The following is an 18,137-nucleotide window of genomic DNA, read 5'->3' on the forward strand; positions in this document are numbered from 1 at the left end:
GTGCGGCGGGGAGGTCGTGCAGGTCGGCGCCCCGAGGGCGGGATGCCGGAAGAAGTGGTCGTCAGAGTGAAGAAGTGGTCGTCAGGGCGCGGGGGCGAGCAGCGCCGAGATCTCGGCGTGGCTGCGGGCCGCGTCGCGCTCGCGGTCCTCCTCGGCCACGTCATGGGTCTCGAGCTCGAGGATGTAGGTGCCGGTGAAGCCCTGTCCCTCGAGCGCGGTCACCAGCGCGGGGAAGGCGACCTCGCCGGCGCCGAGGGAGAGGTTGAGGTTCCCGGGGACGGCGTCGCGCAGGTGGACGCGCTCGATCCGGTCGCCGAGGCGACGGGCCCAGGCCAGCGGATCCTCGGCGGAGGCCACCACGTGGGAGACGTCGAAGAGCACGCCGAGCTGCTCGGGGGTGCAGCGTTCGAGCAGGGCGTCGGCCGCTTCGACGGTGTGCACGTACCGGCGGTGGTGCAGGACCTCCACCAGCAGGCGCACTCCGTGGGCGGTGCAGAGCTCGGAGATCAGGCCCAGGTTCGCGGCGATCCGGTCCAGATCCGAGTCGTGGTCCACGATCGGGGCGTGGTCGGCCCGGCCGGCGGGCACGATCAGCGCCGCGCCGAGGGCCGCGGCGAGCTCGACCAGCGGCTGGACCACCGCGTTGAGCGCCGCAGCGGTCAGCGCGGGGTCGTTGAGGTCGCCGGGATCCGCGTTCACGGCCCCGGTGCGTAGACCCGCCGCGGTGATCGCGGCGGCATACTGCGCGGGATCGCCCTCGAAGGGCACCGGCACGTGGTCGGTGACCGCCGGGATCGCGCCCAGGTCGATCTCCTGCGCGCCGATGCCGGCGATCAGCTCCAGCGCCTCCGCCAGCGGGCGGTGACGGAAGGAGATCGTCGAGAGGCCGACGCGCGCGGAGGGCGTGGTCATGAGATGTACGCGCCGCCGTTGATGGCCTGCGTGGTGCCGGTGATGTAGCCGGCGTCCTCGCTCGAGAGCCACACCACGAGCGCGGCGATCTCCTCGGCCGTGGCCTGGCGACCCATCGGGATTGAGGCGGACAGCGCCGCCTCCGACTCAGCTGTGGTGTTGCCGCGGATGTTGGTGTCGGCGGCGCCGGGGGAGACTGCGTTGACGGTGATGCCCTCGGGCGCCATCTCGCGCGCCAGGGAGCGGGTCAGGCCCAGCACCCCGGCCTTCGCCGCGGAGTACGGGGTCTTGGAGAACACGCCGCCGCCCTGCTGGGCGGAGACGGAGGACATGTTCACGATGCGGCCGTAGCCGCCCTCGAGCATGGCCGGCAGGAACGCCCGGCAGGTGTAGAAGCTGCCGGTGAGGTTCACCGCGATGATCTTGTCCCAGAGGTCGTTGGTGACTTCGAGGAAGGGCACGGGCGAGGGGATGCCGGCGATGTTCGCGAGCGCTCCGACGGGAGGGAGGTCCGAGGCGGCGATCTGGGCGGCGACCTCGTCCACGGCGGCGGAGTCGGTGACGTCCAGGGCGTAGCCCTCGGCGGCGATGCCGTACTCGGCGGCGAGCTCCCCGGCGAGCACCCGGGCGCCGTCGCCGTCGAGGTCGAGGATCGCGACCGACCAGCCATCACGGGCGTAGCGGGTGGCGGTGGCGCGGCCGATGCTGCGGGGTCCGGCGCCGCCGGTGACGACTGCGGTCCTGGTCTGGCTGCCGGTGGTCTGTGTGTGCATCGGTGCACTCCCGTCACGTCGGTGTGGAGGGGCGCTGGGCCCCGGTTCGGATCGAGCTGACGCTATGAGTGAACGAGTGGTCGGACAACTCCTCGCCGCGTCCGCGAACCCCCTCGCAGAGCGAATGTGCAGTTCAGAGGCTTGAAAGTGCCAGGGTATTGGTCAGACCAGTGTGGATGGAGGGGTGGCCGGGGGTTGTCGCGGCGCGAGTGGTCGACCAATTTTTGGGCCCGCACTCCCGCCGCTGACCTGCATCGATCGTCCATCGGCCGTCGTTCCGGTGCCGCCCTCCGATTGCCCGTCCTGGAAGTGCGTGCTTGCATCATCCCCACATCGACGGCAGCGATCCGACGCCCTTGGCGCCCGGCACCGCCCCGTTCCGAGACCGACCGAAGGAGGTCAGGTGGACGCCGAGACCCTGGAGTTCCTCGACAGCCTCGTCAGCGAGGGCACCGAGGTCGAGGGCGGGATCCTGATCCCCACCGAGCGGAGGCTCGCAGAGGTCAGCGGCATGTCCCGGGCCCGGGTGCGGGAACGACTCTCCGGCCTGCAGATGCTGGGCATGCTCAAGAAGGTGCAGGGGAGCGGGAACGTGCTGGTCACCCCGTCGTTCGACGGTGGCAGCGGCAACGTGTTCGAGCTGATGCTGCGCGCCGGGATGGTGACCGTCGCGCAGATCGCCGAGGCGCGCGAGATGCTCGAGGTCGCGATCGCGCCTCGGATGGTCGAGCGGGTCACCGATCAGCAGATCCATGCCCTCGAGGACCTCGTCTACGCGATGGTCGACGCCTCCGCCAACCGTGACTTCGTGGGCGGCCTGGAAGCTGACCATGCCTTCCACATCGCGCTGTTCGAGATCCTCGGCAACCCGATCATGAGCTTCGTCGTGGGCGGGATGAACCACGCCCTCCACGACCTGCTGCTCGAGCGGCGGCGCGTGGTGATCGGCAAGGAGATCGCCGCCAACGGCGGTGAGGTGCCGGAGATGTTCGCCTCCGACTCCGTCCACTTCGAGATCACCCGCGCCCTGCGCTCCCGTCGTCGGGAGGCGGTCGCCGCAGCGATGAGCGAGCACTTCGACCGCTGGCGACGCATCTCGCGCACCTCCACCCCCGCACCCCCGGACCCGACGGCCGGCCGGAAGCCCGCCGTGCCCCGAGCAGCCACATCCCCGAACTCAGAGACCACCCCCACACGAGGAGAAGAATGACCGTGACGTCCTCCCAGACGCCGCTCGATGCCGAGCGCATCCAGCGCATCCGAGAAGCTGCCTATCGCATCCGCCAGTACGCCCTGATCCAGGGGGAGGTGCAGGGCCAGGGCTACATCGGCCAGGCCCTCGACATCGCCGATGTGCTCGCGGTGCTCTACGCCGACCAGCTCAACCTGGATCCGCTGGACCCCGAGAGCGAGGATCGCGACCGCTTCCAGCTCTCGATCGGCCACTACGCCCTCGCGCTGTACGCGGCGCTCACCGAGGCGAAGTTCTACCCCGTCGAGGAGCTGCAGACCTACGCGAGCGACGACTCCCGCTTCCCGATGTCCTCGATGCGCACCTACACCCCGGGCGTCGAGATCTCCGGCGGCTCCCTCGGCCACGGCCTGGGGATCGCGAACGGTGTCGCGATGGGGCTCAAGCGCAAGGGGTCCGACCGCTTCGTCTACAACCTGCTCTCCGACGGTGAGCTCGGCGAGGGGTCGACCTGGGAGGCCGCCGCGGTGGCCGCCCACCACAGCCTCGACAACCTGATCGCGATCGTCGACTTCAACGACCAGCAGGCGGACGGCAAATCCACCCAGATGCTGTCGATGGAGCCGGTCACCGACAAGTTCGAGGCCTTCGGCTGGATCGCCCGGCGCTGCAATGGCCACGACATCGAGGCGCTGCTGACGGCCTTCATCGAGCTGCGGGAGAGCACGGATCCGCGCCCCCGCGTGCTGATCGTCGACACCACCCTCGGCAAGGGCGTCGACTTCCTCGAGGCCCGCGAGAAGCTGCATTTCATGAAGGTCGACGAGGAGGAGTGGGCGCGCGCCCACGAGGAGCTGACCGAGAGCCACCAGGCGCTGACGAAGGAGAGCGGACGATGAACCAGAACACCCCCACTCAGAATCTCCGCTCCGGCGCGATGAGCGCGGACCTCGCCAAGGCCGGACAGCGCGCGGTCTCCGCCCCGCTTGGCCATGCGCTGGTCGAGGCGGCGCAGCAGGACGAGCGGATCGTCGGCCTCTCGGCGGATCTCGCCAAGTACACCGACCTGCACATCTTCCGTGATGCGATGCCCGAGCGGTTCTACCAGATCGGCATGGCCGAGCAGGCGCTGCTCGGCGCGGCCACGGGCCTCGCGATGGAGGGCTACGTGCCCTTCGCCTCGACCTATTCGGTGTTCGCGACCCGTCGTGCCTACGACTTCCTGCTGCTGGACATCGCCGAAGCGAATCTCAACGTGAACCTGGTGTGCGCGCTGCCCGGCCTGACCACTGGCTATGGCCCTTCGCATGCAGCGACGGACGACCTCGCGATCCTGCGGGCCGCCCCGAACCTCACGATCGTGGATCCCTGCGATGCGATCGACATCCAGCAGGCGGTTCCGCAGCTCGCGGCGTCCGACGGCCCCACCTATATGCGCCTGCTGCGCGGCAAGGTGCCGGCTGTGCTCGATGAGTACGACTACACCTTCGAGCTCGGCCGAGCCAAGCTGCTGCGCGACGGCGCCGACGTCCTGTTCGTCTCCAGTGGTCTGATGACCGAGCGCGTCCTGGACGCCGCCAAGGAGCTCGAGCAGGACGGCATCGGCGTCGCAGTCCTGCACAGCCCGACGATCAAGCCCTTCGACGAGGATGCTCTGCTGGCCCAGCTCGGCAAGGGCCGCCTGGTGCTCACCGCGGAGAACCACTCGGTGGTGGGCGGGCTGTTCGACACCGTCGCCCGCACCGTGGTCTCCCACGGGCTCGGCGAGAAGATCACCCCGATCGGTCTGCCGGACGAGTTCCTCGAGGCCGGCGCGCTGCCCACGCTGAACGATCGCTATGGCATGAGCGTCGAGAAGATCGTGGAGCGGGTGCGCGGGCTGCTGTGAGCAGGGCTGGGCGGGGCTGAGCTGAGCTGGCGCACCACGCCAGCCGCGCCGGTCAGCCCGCTCGACAGTCAGCTGGCGAACCAGAATCGACCGGATCCTGGCTCGCCAGCTGACTGTCGGCGCCGCTGCCGCTGTCGCCGCTGCCGCCACCGTTGCCGCTGCCGCCGCTGTCGCTGCCGGGCAGGGTCGGCGCAGTCGATGGTCAGCTGCCAGGTGACGGCCATGGGGTTCCCCGTAGTCGGAGGGCGCGAGCATATGCCCCGGGTCCGACTCCGGCCCGGGCGCACCTATTCAAGAATGGGGTTACATAATCCGTCCGCGCTGATAGCGTTCAGGTGTGTACGTCACCGCGGCCGCAAGGCAGTCGCACCGTCCGGCGCCCTTGACCACGGCGCCGACCCCCTCCCTGAGGAAGGACCGCCCGCGCATGACCACCACCCCGCACCGCGAGACCGATTCCGGAGTCGCTGCGCCGGCCGAGCCCGCGCGCCCCTGGCGCGTCGGCGTCGTCGGCACCGGCGGGATCTCCCGCGCCCACCTGCCCGGCTGGACCGAGCTCGGTGCCGAGCTGCACTGCTACAGCCTCGCCGGCGCCGAGGAGTTCGCCGCAGAATCCGGCGCGACCGTGCACAGCACCCTCGAGGAGCTGCTCGCCGCGGTGGACGTCGTGGACGTCTGCACCCCCACCCCGGCGCACCCCGAGACCGTGCGCGCGGCGCTGGACGCCGGCAAGGACGTGATCTGCGAGAAGCCGCTCGCCCTGGATCCGGCCGAGGCGCGCGCCCTCGTCGAGCATGCCAAGAAGGCAGGCCGCAGGCTGTTCCCGGCGCACGTGGTGCGGTACTTCCCGCAGTACGTCGCGGCGAAGCGGGCGATCGACACCGGCGCCGTGGGGAACCTCGCCGTGCTGCGCTTCGAGCGCACCGGCTCCCTGCCCAGCCGTGAGTGGTACGCGGACGAGGAGCTGTCCGGCGGCATCGTGATGGACCAGATGATCCACGACATCGACCAGGCGCTCTGGATGGCCGGCCCCGTCGACCGGGTCTACGCCCAGCAGGCGATCGCCACCTCCGACGCCGCGGTGCGCACCGCGCACGTGGTCCTCACCCACCGCTCGGGCGTGCTCAGCCACTGCCGCGGCTTCTGGGGCCCGGCCGGCACCGCCTTCCGCTACACCTTCGATCTCGCCGGGGACGCGGGCCGCCTGCAGTACGACAGCGCCGGCGACTCCGGGATCGAGTTCGACGCGGTCGCCTCCGCCCGCCAGTCCAGCGGCGACGGCTTCCTCCCCGACGTCTCGGTGCTGGCCGACCCCTACGCGGCCGAGATCGCCGAGTTCATGACGGCGCTGACCACAGGCGCCCCCACCCGCGTGGATGCGGCCGACGGCGCCCTCGCCGTGGAGGTCTCCCGCGCCGCCCTCGAGTCCCTGCGCACCGGACGGAGCATCACATGCTGACCGCACGCCCCACCGACCCTGCTGGCCCGCTGAAGATCGCGCTGATGAGCTGCGCGCACACCCATGCCGTGAGCTATGCGGCGCAGCTCGGGGACCGAGCCGAGGTGGACCTGGTGGTCGCCGATCCCGACGGCTACGGCGACGTGCGCGGGGTGCGCGTGGTCGCCTCCTACGAGGACGCCTGGGCCGCCTGGCCCGAGGGCCCCGACGCCATAGTGGCGACCAGCGCGAACGCCCACCACAAGGACCTGGTGCTCGAGGCCGCGCGCCGCGGCGTGCACGTGCTGTGCGAGAAGCCGCTGGCCACGAACGTTTCCGACGCCGAGGCGATGGTCGCGGCATGCCGAGAGGCCGGGGTGGTGCTGATGACCGCCTTCCCCGTGCACTTCGCCCCCGCGATCCAGGCGCTGCGCACCGCGGTGGCCGACGGCACCCTCGGCGAGGTCATCGGACTCACCGGCACCAACAACGGCAAGCTGCCCTCGGCCCGCGACTGGTTCACCGATGTGGAGCTCGCCGGCGGCGGCGCGATGGTGGACCACACGGTGCACCTGGCCGAGATCCTCGACTCGGTCTTCGGCCCTCCCGCGACCGTCCACGCGGTCACCAATCGGATCCTCTACGCCGAGCGGGCGGGGGAGGGCGCCGAGACCGGCGGCCTGGTCACCCTCACCTACGACTCGGGTGTGGTCGCGACCATCGACTGCTCCTGGTCCCAGCCGGCCGACGCCCCCACCTGGGGCGGCCTGCGCCTGCAGGCCCTCGGCACCGGCGGGCAGCTCCAGATCGACGCCTTCGCCCAGCACGTGGGCGGGCCCGGCCAGTGGCTCCCCTACGGGACGAACACCGACGCCCTCCTGCTCGACGCCTTCCTGGGTGCGGTGCGTGAGGGCCGGACGGCGGATCCCACCGGTGAGGTGGGGCTGCGCACTGTCGCGGTCGTCGCCGCCGCCCAGGAGTCCGTGCGCACCGGCCAGCCGGTGGCGCTCGCCGCGACGGCCTGAGATGACAGCACCCGGCACGGTGCTCGATGATCGCGAGCTGCGCTGCGTCCTGGCGGTGGCACGCTCGGGTTCGCTGCGCGGTGCCGCTCGCCAGCTGGGCCTCGCGCCGTCGGCCGTGCAGCGCACGATCGCGGCGGTCGAACGCCGCCTGGACGGGGTGCTCTTCGAGCGCGACGTCGCCGGGGCACGGATCACCGCGCTGGGCCAGGTCGTGGTGCGCCATGCCCAGGAGCGCCAGGACCTCGAGACCGGGTTCGCTGAGGAGATGGCCCGCGCCCGGACCGCCGAGGTTGGGGAGGTGACCCTGGCGGTCGGGCTCGGATTCCTCGAGGACATCGGGTCCCAGGTGCTCGGCCCCTTCCATGCCGCACATCCCGAGGTCACGCTGCGCGTCCGGACCGGGGGCACGGATTCGATGGTCGAGGCGCTCACGGCGGACGTCGCCGACATCGCGATCGCCCTGCACCCCGCGCCGTCGGCCGAGGTGGCCACCGTGCGCAGCCTGCCGCAGCCGCTCGGTCTGGCCTGCGCCGCCGACCACCCGCTCGCCCGGCGGGGCGAAGGAAGCGGGCCGCTCCGCCCTGCGGAGCTCGCGGGAGAGAGGTTCGCGGTGATGCTGCCTGGCTTCGGCCTGCGCGCCCTGCACGACGAGTTCACCAGGGTCCACGGGGTCCACGGCGACGTCGTGCTGGAGACCGACTCCCAGGCGGTGCTGATCGGCGCGGTCGCTCAGGGGCAGGCGGTGTCGCTGCTTCCACCGGTGTTCCTCACCCCCGCCCCGCCTGGCAGCGACGTGGTGCTGCTCGACGTCGCCGATGAGCATGTCCGGGCCGTGCGCGCGGAGCTGATGGTGCGCCGCGGCCGCCGATTGCCGGCTGCGGCCCGCGCCCTGCTGGACACCTGCGCGCACTGGATGGACTCGCAGGCCGCACGCTGAGCGCGAGGCCGGCGCGGGATGATGACCAGATCCAGCTGTCCCTGCCGCGACGAGCTCGCGTTCCCCCGCTCAGGTGTTCTCTCCTGGGCAACGCCCTGTCCTGTGGGAAGGGGCTATACGGGACATCGCCCGGGGCCCTAGTGTCCGAAGGATCCCCGCCGGGACGTTCTCCTCACTGCCGAGGACGCGCGATTCCGGCCTTCCCCCGAGGAGGTCCCATGGAGACCGCACGTGGTCTGCTCCAGCTGTGGCCCTTGCATCTCGCCGTCCTGGTCATCGGCGTGATCAGCCAGCTGATCGGGATCCGCAGCATCCCGATCGGCATCGGCACCATTCTGCTGCTGCCGATGCTGTTCGCCTTCGCGATGGCTCTGCTGCTGAACCCCAACATCATCGGCGCGGTCAAGAAGGTCATGCCCGCCCGCCGCGCCGCCGCCGCGAGCCCGCTGATCGTCATCGCGATCATGCCGTTCATCGCGCGCTTCGGCGCGGACATCGGCCCCGGCATCGAGCTCGTGATCCGTTCCGGTCCCGCTCTGCTGCTGCAGGAGATCGGCAACCTCGGCACCATCGTGCTGGCCTTCCCGGTCGCGGTGTGGATCCTGAAGATGGGACGCGAGTCCATCGGCGCGGTCCACTCCATCGCCCGTGAGCCGAACATCGCGATCATCGCGGACCGCTACGGACTGCGCAGCCCCGAGGGCACCGGCGTGCTCGGCGTGTACGTGATGGGCACCCTGTTCGGCACCTTCATCTTCGCGATCATCGCCTCGGTGCTCTCGACCGCGAACGTGTTCAGCATCGAAGCCCTCGCGATGGCGTGCGGCGTCGGCTCCGGATCGATGATGGCCGCCTGCGCTGGGGCCCTCGCCGCCGCGAACCCCGGATCCGCAGAGTCCATCACCGCGCTCGCCGGTTCCTCCAACCTGCTCACCTACGCCACCGGCATGTACGTCTCCCTGTTCGTGGCGCTGCCGATGGTGGAGTGGATGTACCGCAGGTCCCGCCCCGACGACCCCGCCAACACCCGCCGCCCCGCCGTCACCTCGAAGGGAGAGGCAGCCTGATGACCACCTCCGACGCCGCCGGCCAGAACCCCAGCGACCACCACCCCATCGGCCAGAACCCCGCCGATGACCTCACCGACCTCGACTTCGCCGAGACCGACGAGCGCAAGGTCGCACTCGTCCCCACCCTGCGCGACCTCGCCGTGATCTCCCTGATCTCGGTGCCGATCCAGCTGATCGCCACCGAGCTGACCGTGCTCGACATCGTGATCGGCCTGGTGGTCCTCTACGGCATGTGCGTGCTGGGGCTGCTGCTGACCAAGTACGTGCCCCTGCGACTGCCCTCGGTCGCCTGGATCTCCCTGGTCGCCGTGGTGCTCACCCTGCCGATGCTGCCCTGGGCAGGCGTGATCTTCCCACTGGTCGAGGGGATCAACTTCCTCGCCCTCGCGGTGCCGCCGCTCGCCTACGCGGGCTTCGCGATCAGCAAGCTCGAGATCGATGTCCTGAAGCGCTCCGGCTGGAAGATCCTGCTGGTCGCGATCATGGTCTTCCTCGGCACCTATGTCGGCTCCGCCGCGATCGCCGAGATCACCCTGCAGATCACGGGAGGCGTGTGATGACGCCGGCCGTGAACACCGAGCGCGTCTCGAGCTTCACCCTCCCGGACCGGATCGTGGTGGGGCTGGGGCATATGGGCGCCGGCATGGCCACGAGCCTGGTGCGCGCCGGTCACCGGGTGCTGGGGGTGGACCCCGGACCGGTGCCCACCCCCGCGGGGGTCGAACGCACCACGCTGCCCGAGGCGCTCACCGAGGCACAGGCACCGGTGCTGGTGCTCTCCCTGCCGGGCACCGAACAGGTCGATCAGCTGCTGCCCGACCTCGAGCATGCCCCGTCCCCCGTGCTCGTCATCGACGCCAGCACCTGCCCGCCAGCCGATGCCCGCCGCCGCGCCGCATGGCTCGCGGGGCACGGGCACGTGCTGGTCGACGCACCCGTCTCGGGTGGCCCCTCCGGTGCGGCCGACGGAGCGCTGACCGTGTTCCTCGGCTGCTCCGAGGAGCACCTCGAGAGGGTGCTGGACGCTCTCGATCCGCTGGCCACTCACGTCAACCATGTCGGTGAAGTGGGCGCGGGAAACACCGCGAAGCTGATGAACAATCTGCTGTGCGGCGTCCACCTCTCCGCCGCCCAGGCCCTGCACGGTGCTGCCGAGGCCTCCGGTGTGGAGGTCGAACGGCTGCTGGCAGCGGTCAACACCGCCTCCGGCCGCAGCGCGGTGACCGAGATGAACCTGCCTCGCTGGGTACTCTCCGGCAGCTTCGACTCCGGCTTCCCCGTCGGCCTGATGGCCCGCGACGTGGGACTGGCCGCAGACATGGCCGAAGAGCTCGGGGTCTCCTCCCCGCTGGTCGGGGCCGCACGAGAGATGTGGGATCGCCTGCTCGAGCAGATCGGACCGACAGAGGACTTCAACAAGATGGTGACCACCCGATGACCCCTGCCTCCGCCTCTGCTTCCCCTGCAGCCACCCCCTCCCCGCCCGAGCTCGACATCTGGCAGCACCTGATGGGCACCACCGAGATCGGCAGCCACGTCGCCGGGCAGGTGCTCCCCGGGACGGGGGAGGAGGTGGAACTCGTGGATCCTGCCGCGGAGACGGTGCTGGCCGGCTACCGCGACGGCGCCGAGGCCGCGGTCGATGCCGCGGTCGACGCGGCCACCTCCGCTCAGCGGATCTGGTGGGGGCTGACCGCCTCCGAGCGGGGCCGCATCCTGTGGGGGATCGGAGCGCAGGTGCGCGAGCACCTCGAGCAGATCGCCCGCCTCGAGGCCCGCAGCGCCGGCAAGCCGCTGAAGGACGCGACCGGGGAGACCACGAAGGTCGCCGAGATGTTCGAGTACTACGCGGGCTGGGCCGACAAGCAGCACGGCGAGGTGATCCCGGTGCCCACCAGCCATCTCACCTATACGGTGCGCGAGCCGTACGGGGTGGTCGCCCAGATGACCCCGTGGAATGCGCCGGTGTTCACCGCGGGCTGGCAGCTCGCTCCTGCGCTCGCCGCCGGGAACGGCGTGGTGCTCAAGCCCTCCGAGCTCAGCCCCTTGACCTCGCTGCTGCTCGCGCAGCTCGTCGAGCGTGCGGGCGCGCCCGTCGGGCTGGTGAACGTGATCGCGGGGCTGGGGCCGACGGCAGGCAATCGCCTGGTCACCCACCCGGGCATCGCCAAGGTGGTGTTCGTGGGCTCCCCGGCCACCGGCCGACGGATCGCGGCCGCCGCAGCCGAGCAGCTGACCCCCTGCGTGCTCGAGCTCGGCGGCAAGAGCGCGAACATCATCTTCGACGACGCGAACCTCGACCGCGCCGTCGGCGGAGCGGCATCCGCGATCTTCTCCGGCTCCGGGCAGAGCTGCGTGGCGGGCTCGCGCCTGCTCGTCCAGCGGTCCGTGCACGACCAGGTCGTTGAACGGCTCGGCACACTCGGGGCCGCGATCCGTCAAGGGGACCCGATGGATCCAGCCACCCAGGTCGGCCCGGTGCAGAATCGAGCCCAGCTCGAGCGGATCACCGCGATGGTGCAGGACGCGCGCGCCGGAGCCGAGGTCGTCACCGGTGGCGCACGCCTGGACCGTCCGGGCTTCTTCTACCCGCCCACCCTGCTGGCCGGAGTGGCCAACACCGACGACATCGCCCAGCGCGAGGTGTTCGGTCCGGTCGTCGCCGCGATCCCCTTCGACGACGAGGAGGAGGCGATCGCACTCGCCAACGCCACCGACTTCGGCCTCGCCGGCGCCGTGTGGACCGGGGCCGTGGACCGCGGGCATCGCGTCGCCGCCGCGCTGCGGGCCGGGACCGTGTGGGTCAACAGCTACAAGACCATCAACGTGATGGCGCCCTTCGGCGGGATCGGGCACTCCGGCTTCGGCCGCTCGAGCGGCTACGACGGCCTGCTGGAGTACTCCGAGCCGAAGGCCGTCTGGGTCGAGACCGATGCTGAGGCCCCGCTGGCCTTCGGGTACTGAGCCCTCCGTGCACGTCGATCCCCTCTGAGCCCTCCGTGCACGTCGATCTCCTCTGAGCTGTCGCTTGGTGTGTTCTTAGGCGACAGCTCAGAGGGGATCGACGGGGTCGTGGGGATCCCACGCCCGCTCAGCGCCCGATCCCCCGCAGGCTCACCGCCCGATGTCGCGCCCGATGTCGCGCTCGAGGACCGGGGCAAGGCGGAAGGGGATCAGCTCGCCCATCGCGAGGGAGGTGTCGGTGCGGATCACGCCCTCGCAGCCGAGGATCAGCTTGTTGACCCGGTAGAGGTCGTCGGTGTCGCGGCACACGCAGCGCACCAGGATGTCGTGCAGGCCGCTGAGCCCGTGCACCTGCACCACCTCGGGGATCTCGCGCAGCTGCGCGATGACCTGCTCGAGCCGCGGCTGGTCCACCTGCGTCTCCATGAACGCCGTCAGCGGATAGCCGAGCGACGCCGCGTGCAGCCGACGGTCGTAGCCCTGCAGCGTCTGCCCCGCCTCGAGCGCCGCCAGCCGGGACTGGACGGTGTTGCGCGACAGGCCCAGCCGCTCGGCGAGGGAGACGATCGTCGAGCGGGGGTTCTCCGTCATGGCCAGCAGGAGACGTCGGTCGGTGTCATCCACGGTGCGCATAGTGCGTGATCCTACGCCCCCGTAGCCTCAGGTGTTGAGCATTGTGCTGAAGTCCAGCGGAATCCGTTGTACGTCCTGCACTCCCGGCGTAGCGTGCACGGTGACGATGACGTCACGCGCACCCACCCGGTGCGGACGTCCCATGCGCCTATCCGGCGCGGCGGATTCTGGAGGTCCGAATGTTGACGACCACGTCAGCTCCCGACCAAGACCTGGTCGCTGGACTCGTACAGCCCCTGTACGTCCTCGCTGAGGACGGCACCCGACACCCCGACCCCACTCTTGATCCTCTTCTGCGCGACGTGGACGAGGCACTGCTGACCCGTCTGTATCTCGACATGGCGGTGATCCGTGCCCTCGACGACGAGGCCGTCGCCCTGCAGCGGCAGGGCGAGCTGGGGCTCTGGCCCCCGCTGCGCGGCCAGGAAGCCGCCCAGATCGGCCTGGCCCGCGCCTTGCCGAGCACGGACTTCTTCCTCACCTCGTACCGGGAGAACGGCCTGGCCTGGTGCAGGGGCGTGAGCCCGGGCGAGATGCTCTCTGTCTGGCGCGGCACCACGCTGTCCGGCTGGGACCCCTTCGCCCACCACATGGCCACCCCCCAGGTGATCATCGGGGCGCAGGCCCATCACGCCGTCGGCTACGCCATGGCCACGAAGGCGCAGGGCAAGGACGACATCGCCGTCGCCTGCTTCGGGGACGGCGCCGTCAGCCAGGGCGACCTCAACGAGGCGATGGTCTTCGCCGCCTCGTTCCGCGCACCTGTGCTCTTCTTCTGCCAGAACAACCAGTACGCGATCTCCGAGCCGGTCGCCCTCCAGGCCACGGTCCCGATCGCACTGCGCCCCACCGGCTTCGGGATCCCCTCCCTGCGCGTGGATGGCAATGACGTGCTCGCGATGCGGGCGGCGAGCCTGTTCGCGGCCCGGCACATCCGCTCCGGGAAGGGGCCGATGTTCATCGAGGCGGTCACCTACCGGCTCGGCCCGCACACCACCAGCGACGACCCCACCCGCTACCGCGACGAGGAGGAGCTGGAGACCTGGCGACGCCGCTGTCCGCTCGGGCGCCTCGAACGTCATCTCGAACAGCTCGACATCGACGTCGAGGAGCTCCTCACCGACGCGAAGAGCCGCAGCCTGGAGGCCACCACCGCGCTGCGGGAGGCGGTGACCACGCTGCCCGACCCCGCTCCGGAGAGCCTGTTCGAGAACGTGCTGTCCACCGAGCATCCGGGCCTCGTCCGGCAGCGGGAGCAGTTCCGGGCCTTCACCGCCTCCCTCGCTCCCGAGGCGCCGGAAGCACGGCCGACGGAGGGATCTCCGGCATGACCACCACCACGAGCACGAGCACGAGCACGACGACCACCACCATGACCATGGCCGCAGCGCTGAACGCCGCCCTGCGTGACGCCCTCGCGGCGGATCCTGATGTGCTGCTGATCGGTGAGGACATCGGCGCCCTCGGCGGCGTCTTCCGCATCACCGACGGGCTCCAGGGCAGCTTCGGCCCCGACCGGGTGATCGACTCGCCGCTCGCGGAGTCGGGGATCATCGGCACCTCCGTCGGCATGGCCTATCGCGGCATGCGCCCGGTGTGCGAGATCCAGTTCGACGGCTTCGTCTACCCGGCCTTCGACCAGATCGTCGCCCAGGTCGCCCGCCTCCATTACCGCACCGGCGGGCGCGTGCAGATGCCGCTGACCATCCGGATCCCCTTCGGCGGCGGCATCGGCGCCGTCGAGCACCACTCCGAATCCCCCGAGGCCTACTTCGCCCACACCCCCGGCCTGCGAGTGGTCACCGTCGCCGATCCCCAGGACGCCTACTCCACGATGCGCGCCGCGATCGAATGCCCCGACCCCGTGATGGTGTTCGAGCCGAAGCGCCGCTACTGGTCCAAAGGCGAAGTGGACACCACCCTCACCGCCGACCTCTCCTCCGCGCGCGTGTTGCGGCAGGGGACCGACGCGACGCTCGTCGCCTACGGCCCGCTCGTGGTCACCGCGCTGGAGGCGGCGGTCGCCGCGGAGGACGACGGCATCAGCCTCGAGGTGATCGACCTGCGCTCCCTGTCCCCACTGGACCGGGACACGGTCGCCGCCAGCGTGCGCCGCACCGGCCGCCTGGTGGTCACCCATGAGGCACCGGGCAACGTCTCGCTCTCCTCCGAGGTGATCGCCTCCGCCGTCGAGGACTGCTTCGACCACCTGGAGGCCGCCCCCGAACGGGTCACCGGCTTCGACACCCCCTACCCGCCCGCCGCGGTGGAGGACCACTACCTGCCCGGCATCGACCGGATCCTCGACGCCGTGGACCGCACGCTGGGCCGGCGCAACTCGAGGGAGGCTGCGCGATGAGCGACTTCCGACTCCCCGATCTCGGGGAAGGACTCACCGAGGCCACGATCGTGGCCTGGCAGGTCGCCGTGGGCGACGAGGTGACCCTGAACCAGGCGCTCGTGGAGGTGGAGACCGCGAAGGCCCTGGTCGAGCTGCCGAGCCCCCGCGCCGGGCGGGTCAGTGCGCTGCACGCCGCCGAGGGCGAGACGCTCGCCGTCGGCTCACCGCTGATCGGATTCGAGGAGGTGGGTGCGGCAGCGTCCTCGGGGGGTTCTCCGGCCGACGGGAGCTCCGCGGCCGACGGGAGCCCTGCGGCCGGAGCGGCCGACGACTCCACGGCCGTGCCGTCGAAGCCCGACGCCCCGCAGCGCCAGCAGGTGCTGGTCGGATACGGGCCCGTGCTGCCCGGCACCGGACGGCCTCGCCGTCGGCCGCGCTCCTTCGAGACCGAGCCGTACGTCGGCCGCAGCGCGGGGGTGGCCGTGGGCGGGACCGCCGCCCATGAGACCCCGAAGGCGATGCCGCCGGTCCGTCGACGCGCCCGTGACCTGGGCGTGGACCTCGCGGCGATCCATGGATCGGGCCCGGGCGGCAGGGTCCTGCGCGCCGACGTCGAGGCCAGCGCGAAAGGGGCGACGGCGGCGTGCGCGGGGCCCTCCGCCCGCACCCGCGCGTCCACCCGGGTGCCGGTCACCGGCCTGCGCCGCGAGACCGCGCGGGCGATGACCGACTCGGCCTTCACCGCCCCGCAGGCCTCGGTGCACACCACGATCGACGTCACCGACACCCTCGAACGGCTGCGCCGCCCGGGGCGGGACGAGAGGAAGTCGTCGTTCCTCGCCGCGGTGTGCCAGGCGATCCTGCCGGCCGCCGCCCGGACCCCGTCGGCCAATGCGCGCTACGACGCTGAGGCCGGGGAGATCGAGCACTTCTCCCGCGTCGCGCTCGGCATCGCCGTCGCCACCGAGCGCGGACTGGTGGTCGCCACCGTGCCGGACACCGAGGAGGCGGACGGCGCGACCCTCACCGAGCGGATCGCAGCGCTGGTCGCCACGGCACGGGAGGGGTCCCTGACTCCGGCGGAGCTGACCGGCTCCACCCTCACCGTCACCAACGTCGGCGTGTTCGGCGTCGAGGGCGGCGTGCCGATCCTCAATCCCGGCCAGAGCACGATTCTCGCGATCGGGGCGCTGCGCAGCCAGCCGTGGGAGCACCGCGGCGAGATCGCGCTGCGCACGGTCGTGACGCTCACGCTCTCCTTCGACCACCGGGTGCTCGACGGCGCGGAGGCCTCGCGCTTCCTCATGGATGTCGCCGACGTCCTGTCCGATCCCGCGATCCTGCTGACGAGGTAGCCATGGATGCACTTCACCACGCCTCCCGTCCCGACGGTGCTTCCCGCGCCCAGGCGATGGATGCCCTGGTCGCCGAGCTGCGAGCCCGCCTCGCGAAGGCCGCGGAGGGTGGCTCCGCCGCGGCCCGGGAGAAGCACCGCGCCCGCGGCAAGCTGCTGGCCCGGGAGCGGATCGATCGCCTCCTGGATGAGGGCACGCCCTTCCTCGAGATCGCGCCGCTGGCCGCCGAGGGGATGTACGACGGGGCCGCGCCGGGCGCCGGGGTGGTCGCCGGGATCGGGATGATCCACGGCCGGCACTGCCTGATCCTCGCCAACGACGCCACCGTCAAGGGCGGCACCTACTTCCCACTGACCGTGAAGAAGCACCTCCGCGCGCAGGAGATCGCGCAGGAGAACCTCCTGCCCTGCGTGTACCTCGTCGACTCCGGCGGCGCCTACCTGCCGATGCAGGACGAGGTGTTCCCCGACCGCGACCACTTCGGGCGGATCTTCTACAACCAGGCCCGGATGAGCGGCGAGGGCATCGCCCAGCTCTCCGCCGTGATGGGCTCCTCCACCGCCGGCGGCGCCTATGTCCCGGCGATGAGCGACCAGACCGTCATCGTGCGCGACCAGGGCACGATCTTCCTCGGCGGACCACCGCTGGTGAAAGCAGCGACTGGCGAAGAGGTCAGCGCCGAGGACCTCGGCGGCGGGCTCATGCACACCGAGGTCTCGGGCGTGGCCGACCACCTCGCCGAGGACGACGAGCATGCCCTGTCGATCCTCCGCGACATCGTCGACACCCTCCCCGCCCCCGACCCGGTCCTGCCGCGTGACCTGTCCTGCGCGCCTGCCGTCGACCCCGAGACCATGGGCGACGCGGTCCCCGCAGACCTCTCCACCCCCTATGACGTGCACGAGGTCATCGCCCGGATCGTCGACGCCGGGGAGTTCTCCGAGTTCAAACCCACCTACGGCGCCACCCTGGTCACCGGCTTCGCGAGGATCCACGGGCACCGGGTGGGCATCGTCGCCAACAACGGGGTGCTGTTCAGCGAGTCCGCGCTCAAGGGCGCCCACTTCGTCCAGCTCTGCGACCAGCGCGAGATTCCGCTGGTGTTCCTGCAGAACATCGCCGGGTTCATGGTCGGCGCCGAGTACGAGCGCGGCGGCATCGCGAAAGACGGCGCGAAGATGGTCACCGCCGTCGCCTGCGCCCGCGTCCCCAAGCTCACCGTCGTGATCGGCGGGTCCTTCGGCGCCGGCACCTACTCCATGTGCGGGCGGGCCTACTCCCCGCGCTTCCTCTGGCTGTGGCCGAACGCCCGCGTCTCCGTGATGGGCGGCGCCCAGGCCGCCGCCGTGCTCGCCACCGTGAAGCGCGACCGCATCGAAGCAGGCGGCGGCATCTGGAGCGAGGCAGACGAGGCCGAATTCCGTCGGCCCATCATCGAGGACTACGAGACCCAGGGCAGCCCCTACTACTCCACCGCCCGGCTCTGGGACGACGGGATCATCGAACCCGCCCAGACCCGCACCGTCCTCGGCCTCGCGCTGGACGTCGTCTCCCGCGCCCCGCTTCCCGCGCTCGCCCGCGGCGTCTTCCGGATGTGAGGCCGACGATG

At 71.1% G+C, this 18,137-nt stretch carries 17 protein-coding genes; 14 read left to right on the forward strand and 3 right to left on the reverse strand.

The window, feature by feature from the left end:
- Positions 1-81: 81 nt before the first annotated feature.
- Positions 82-912, reverse strand: a complete 831-nt coding sequence (locus ACT3T9_RS09525; protein ID WP_444606433.1) for a sugar phosphate isomerase/epimerase family protein — start codon at positions 910-912, stop codon at positions 82-84.
- A complete protein-coding gene (locus ACT3T9_RS09530; protein ID WP_444606434.1) occupies positions 909-1,685 on the reverse strand; it encodes an SDR family NAD(P)-dependent oxidoreductase in 777 nt (258 codons plus the stop codon). The genes ACT3T9_RS09525 and ACT3T9_RS09530 overlap by 4 nt, the downstream gene beginning before the upstream one ends.
- 403 nt (positions 1,686-2,088) lie before the next feature.
- Here ACT3T9_RS09530 and ACT3T9_RS09535 point away from each other — a divergent pair, with 403 nt between their 5' ends.
- From ACT3T9_RS09535 to ACT3T9_RS09580, 10 genes are all read left to right on the forward strand, one after another.
- Positions 2,089-2,895 carry a FadR/GntR family transcriptional regulator gene (locus ACT3T9_RS09535; protein WP_444606435.1) on the forward strand — a complete coding sequence of 269 codons (807 nt, stop codon included), beginning with the start codon at positions 2,089-2,091 and terminating at the stop codon, positions 2,893-2,895.
- Positions 2,892-3,776 (forward strand): transketolase, encoded by an 885-nt coding sequence (locus ACT3T9_RS09540; protein ID WP_444606436.1) that lies wholly within the window; start codon positions 2,892-2,894, stop codon positions 3,774-3,776. Before ACT3T9_RS09535 ends, ACT3T9_RS09540 begins: the two co-directional genes overlap by 4 nt.
- The gene (locus ACT3T9_RS09545) at positions 3,773-4,765 is read left to right on the forward strand and encodes a transketolase family protein (RefSeq protein ID WP_444606437.1); all 993 of its coding nucleotides are present in this window, start codon (positions 3,773-3,775) and stop codon (positions 4,763-4,765) included. The genes ACT3T9_RS09540 and ACT3T9_RS09545 overlap by 4 nt, the downstream gene beginning before the upstream one ends.
- A gap of 427 nt (positions 4,766-5,192) precedes the next feature.
- Positions 5,193-6,224, forward strand: coding sequence for a Gfo/Idh/MocA family protein (locus ACT3T9_RS09550; RefSeq protein ID WP_444606438.1), 1,032 nt, complete (start codon positions 5,193-5,195; stop codon positions 6,222-6,224).
- Positions 6,218-7,228, forward strand: coding sequence for a Gfo/Idh/MocA family protein (locus tag ACT3T9_RS09555; protein WP_444606439.1), 1,011 nt, complete (start codon positions 6,218-6,220; stop codon positions 7,226-7,228). Before ACT3T9_RS09550 ends, ACT3T9_RS09555 begins: the two co-directional genes overlap by 7 nt.
- A gap of 1 nt (position 7,229) precedes the next feature.
- Entirely contained in the window at positions 7,230-8,165 is a 936-nt protein-coding gene (locus ACT3T9_RS09560; protein WP_444606440.1) for a LysR family transcriptional regulator, read from the forward strand.
- 218 nt (positions 8,166-8,383) lie between these two features.
- On the forward strand, positions 8,384-9,232 hold the full coding sequence (locus ACT3T9_RS09565) for a DUF3100 domain-containing protein (RefSeq protein ID WP_444606441.1): 849 nt from the start codon (positions 8,384-8,386) through the stop codon (positions 9,230-9,232).
- Complete coding sequence (locus ACT3T9_RS09570) at positions 9,232-9,792, forward strand: hypothetical protein (RefSeq protein ID WP_444601334.1); 561 nt, start codon at positions 9,232-9,234, stop codon at positions 9,790-9,792. Before ACT3T9_RS09565 ends, ACT3T9_RS09570 begins: the two co-directional genes overlap by 1 nt.
- An 11-nt stretch (positions 9,793-9,803) precedes the next feature.
- Complete coding sequence (locus ACT3T9_RS09575) at positions 9,804-10,673, forward strand: NAD(P)-dependent oxidoreductase (RefSeq protein ID WP_444606442.1); 870 nt, start codon at positions 9,804-9,806, stop codon at positions 10,671-10,673.
- The gene (locus ACT3T9_RS09580; RefSeq protein WP_444606443.1) at positions 10,670-12,199 is read left to right on the forward strand and encodes an aldehyde dehydrogenase family protein; all 1,530 of its coding nucleotides are present in this window, start codon (positions 10,670-10,672) and stop codon (positions 12,197-12,199) included. Before ACT3T9_RS09575 ends, ACT3T9_RS09580 begins: the two co-directional genes overlap by 4 nt.
- Before the next feature lie 150 nt (positions 12,200-12,349).
- Here the strand turns inward: ACT3T9_RS09580 and ACT3T9_RS09585 are convergent, their stop codons facing one another.
- Positions 12,350-12,832 carry an Lrp/AsnC family transcriptional regulator gene (locus tag ACT3T9_RS09585; protein WP_444598870.1) on the reverse strand — a complete coding sequence of 161 codons (483 nt, stop codon included), beginning with the start codon at positions 12,830-12,832 and terminating at the stop codon, positions 12,350-12,352.
- Positions 12,833-13,011: 179 nt separating this feature from the next.
- Between ACT3T9_RS09585 and ACT3T9_RS09590 the strand changes: the two genes are divergently transcribed.
- From ACT3T9_RS09590 to ACT3T9_RS09605, 4 genes are read left to right on the forward strand one after another with little or no spacing between them, the layout of a single operon-like run.
- A complete protein-coding gene (locus tag ACT3T9_RS09590; protein ID WP_444606444.1) occupies positions 13,012-14,163 on the forward strand; it encodes a thiamine pyrophosphate-dependent enzyme in 1,152 nt (383 codons plus the stop codon).
- Positions 14,160-15,191: an alpha-ketoacid dehydrogenase subunit beta gene (locus ACT3T9_RS09595; protein WP_444606445.1), complete on the forward strand. Its 1,032-nt coding sequence runs from the start codon at positions 14,160-14,162 to the stop codon at positions 15,189-15,191. Before ACT3T9_RS09590 ends, ACT3T9_RS09595 begins: the two co-directional genes overlap by 4 nt.
- The gene (locus tag ACT3T9_RS09600) at positions 15,188-16,528 is read left to right on the forward strand and encodes a dihydrolipoamide acetyltransferase family protein (RefSeq protein ID WP_444606446.1); all 1,341 of its coding nucleotides are present in this window, start codon (positions 15,188-15,190) and stop codon (positions 16,526-16,528) included. The genes ACT3T9_RS09595 and ACT3T9_RS09600 overlap by 4 nt, the downstream gene beginning before the upstream one ends.
- Before the next feature lie 2 nt (positions 16,529-16,530).
- On the forward strand, positions 16,531-18,126 hold the full coding sequence (locus ACT3T9_RS09605; RefSeq protein ID WP_444606447.1) for a carboxyl transferase domain-containing protein: 1,596 nt from the start codon (positions 16,531-16,533) through the stop codon (positions 18,124-18,126).
- Positions 18,127-18,137 lie beyond the last annotated feature (11 nt).

Origin of the sequence: Brachybacterium sp. AOP29-B2-41 (assembly GCF_052378395.1) — a bacterium.
GTDB lineage: Bacteria > Actinomycetota > Actinomycetes > Actinomycetales > Dermabacteraceae > Brachybacterium.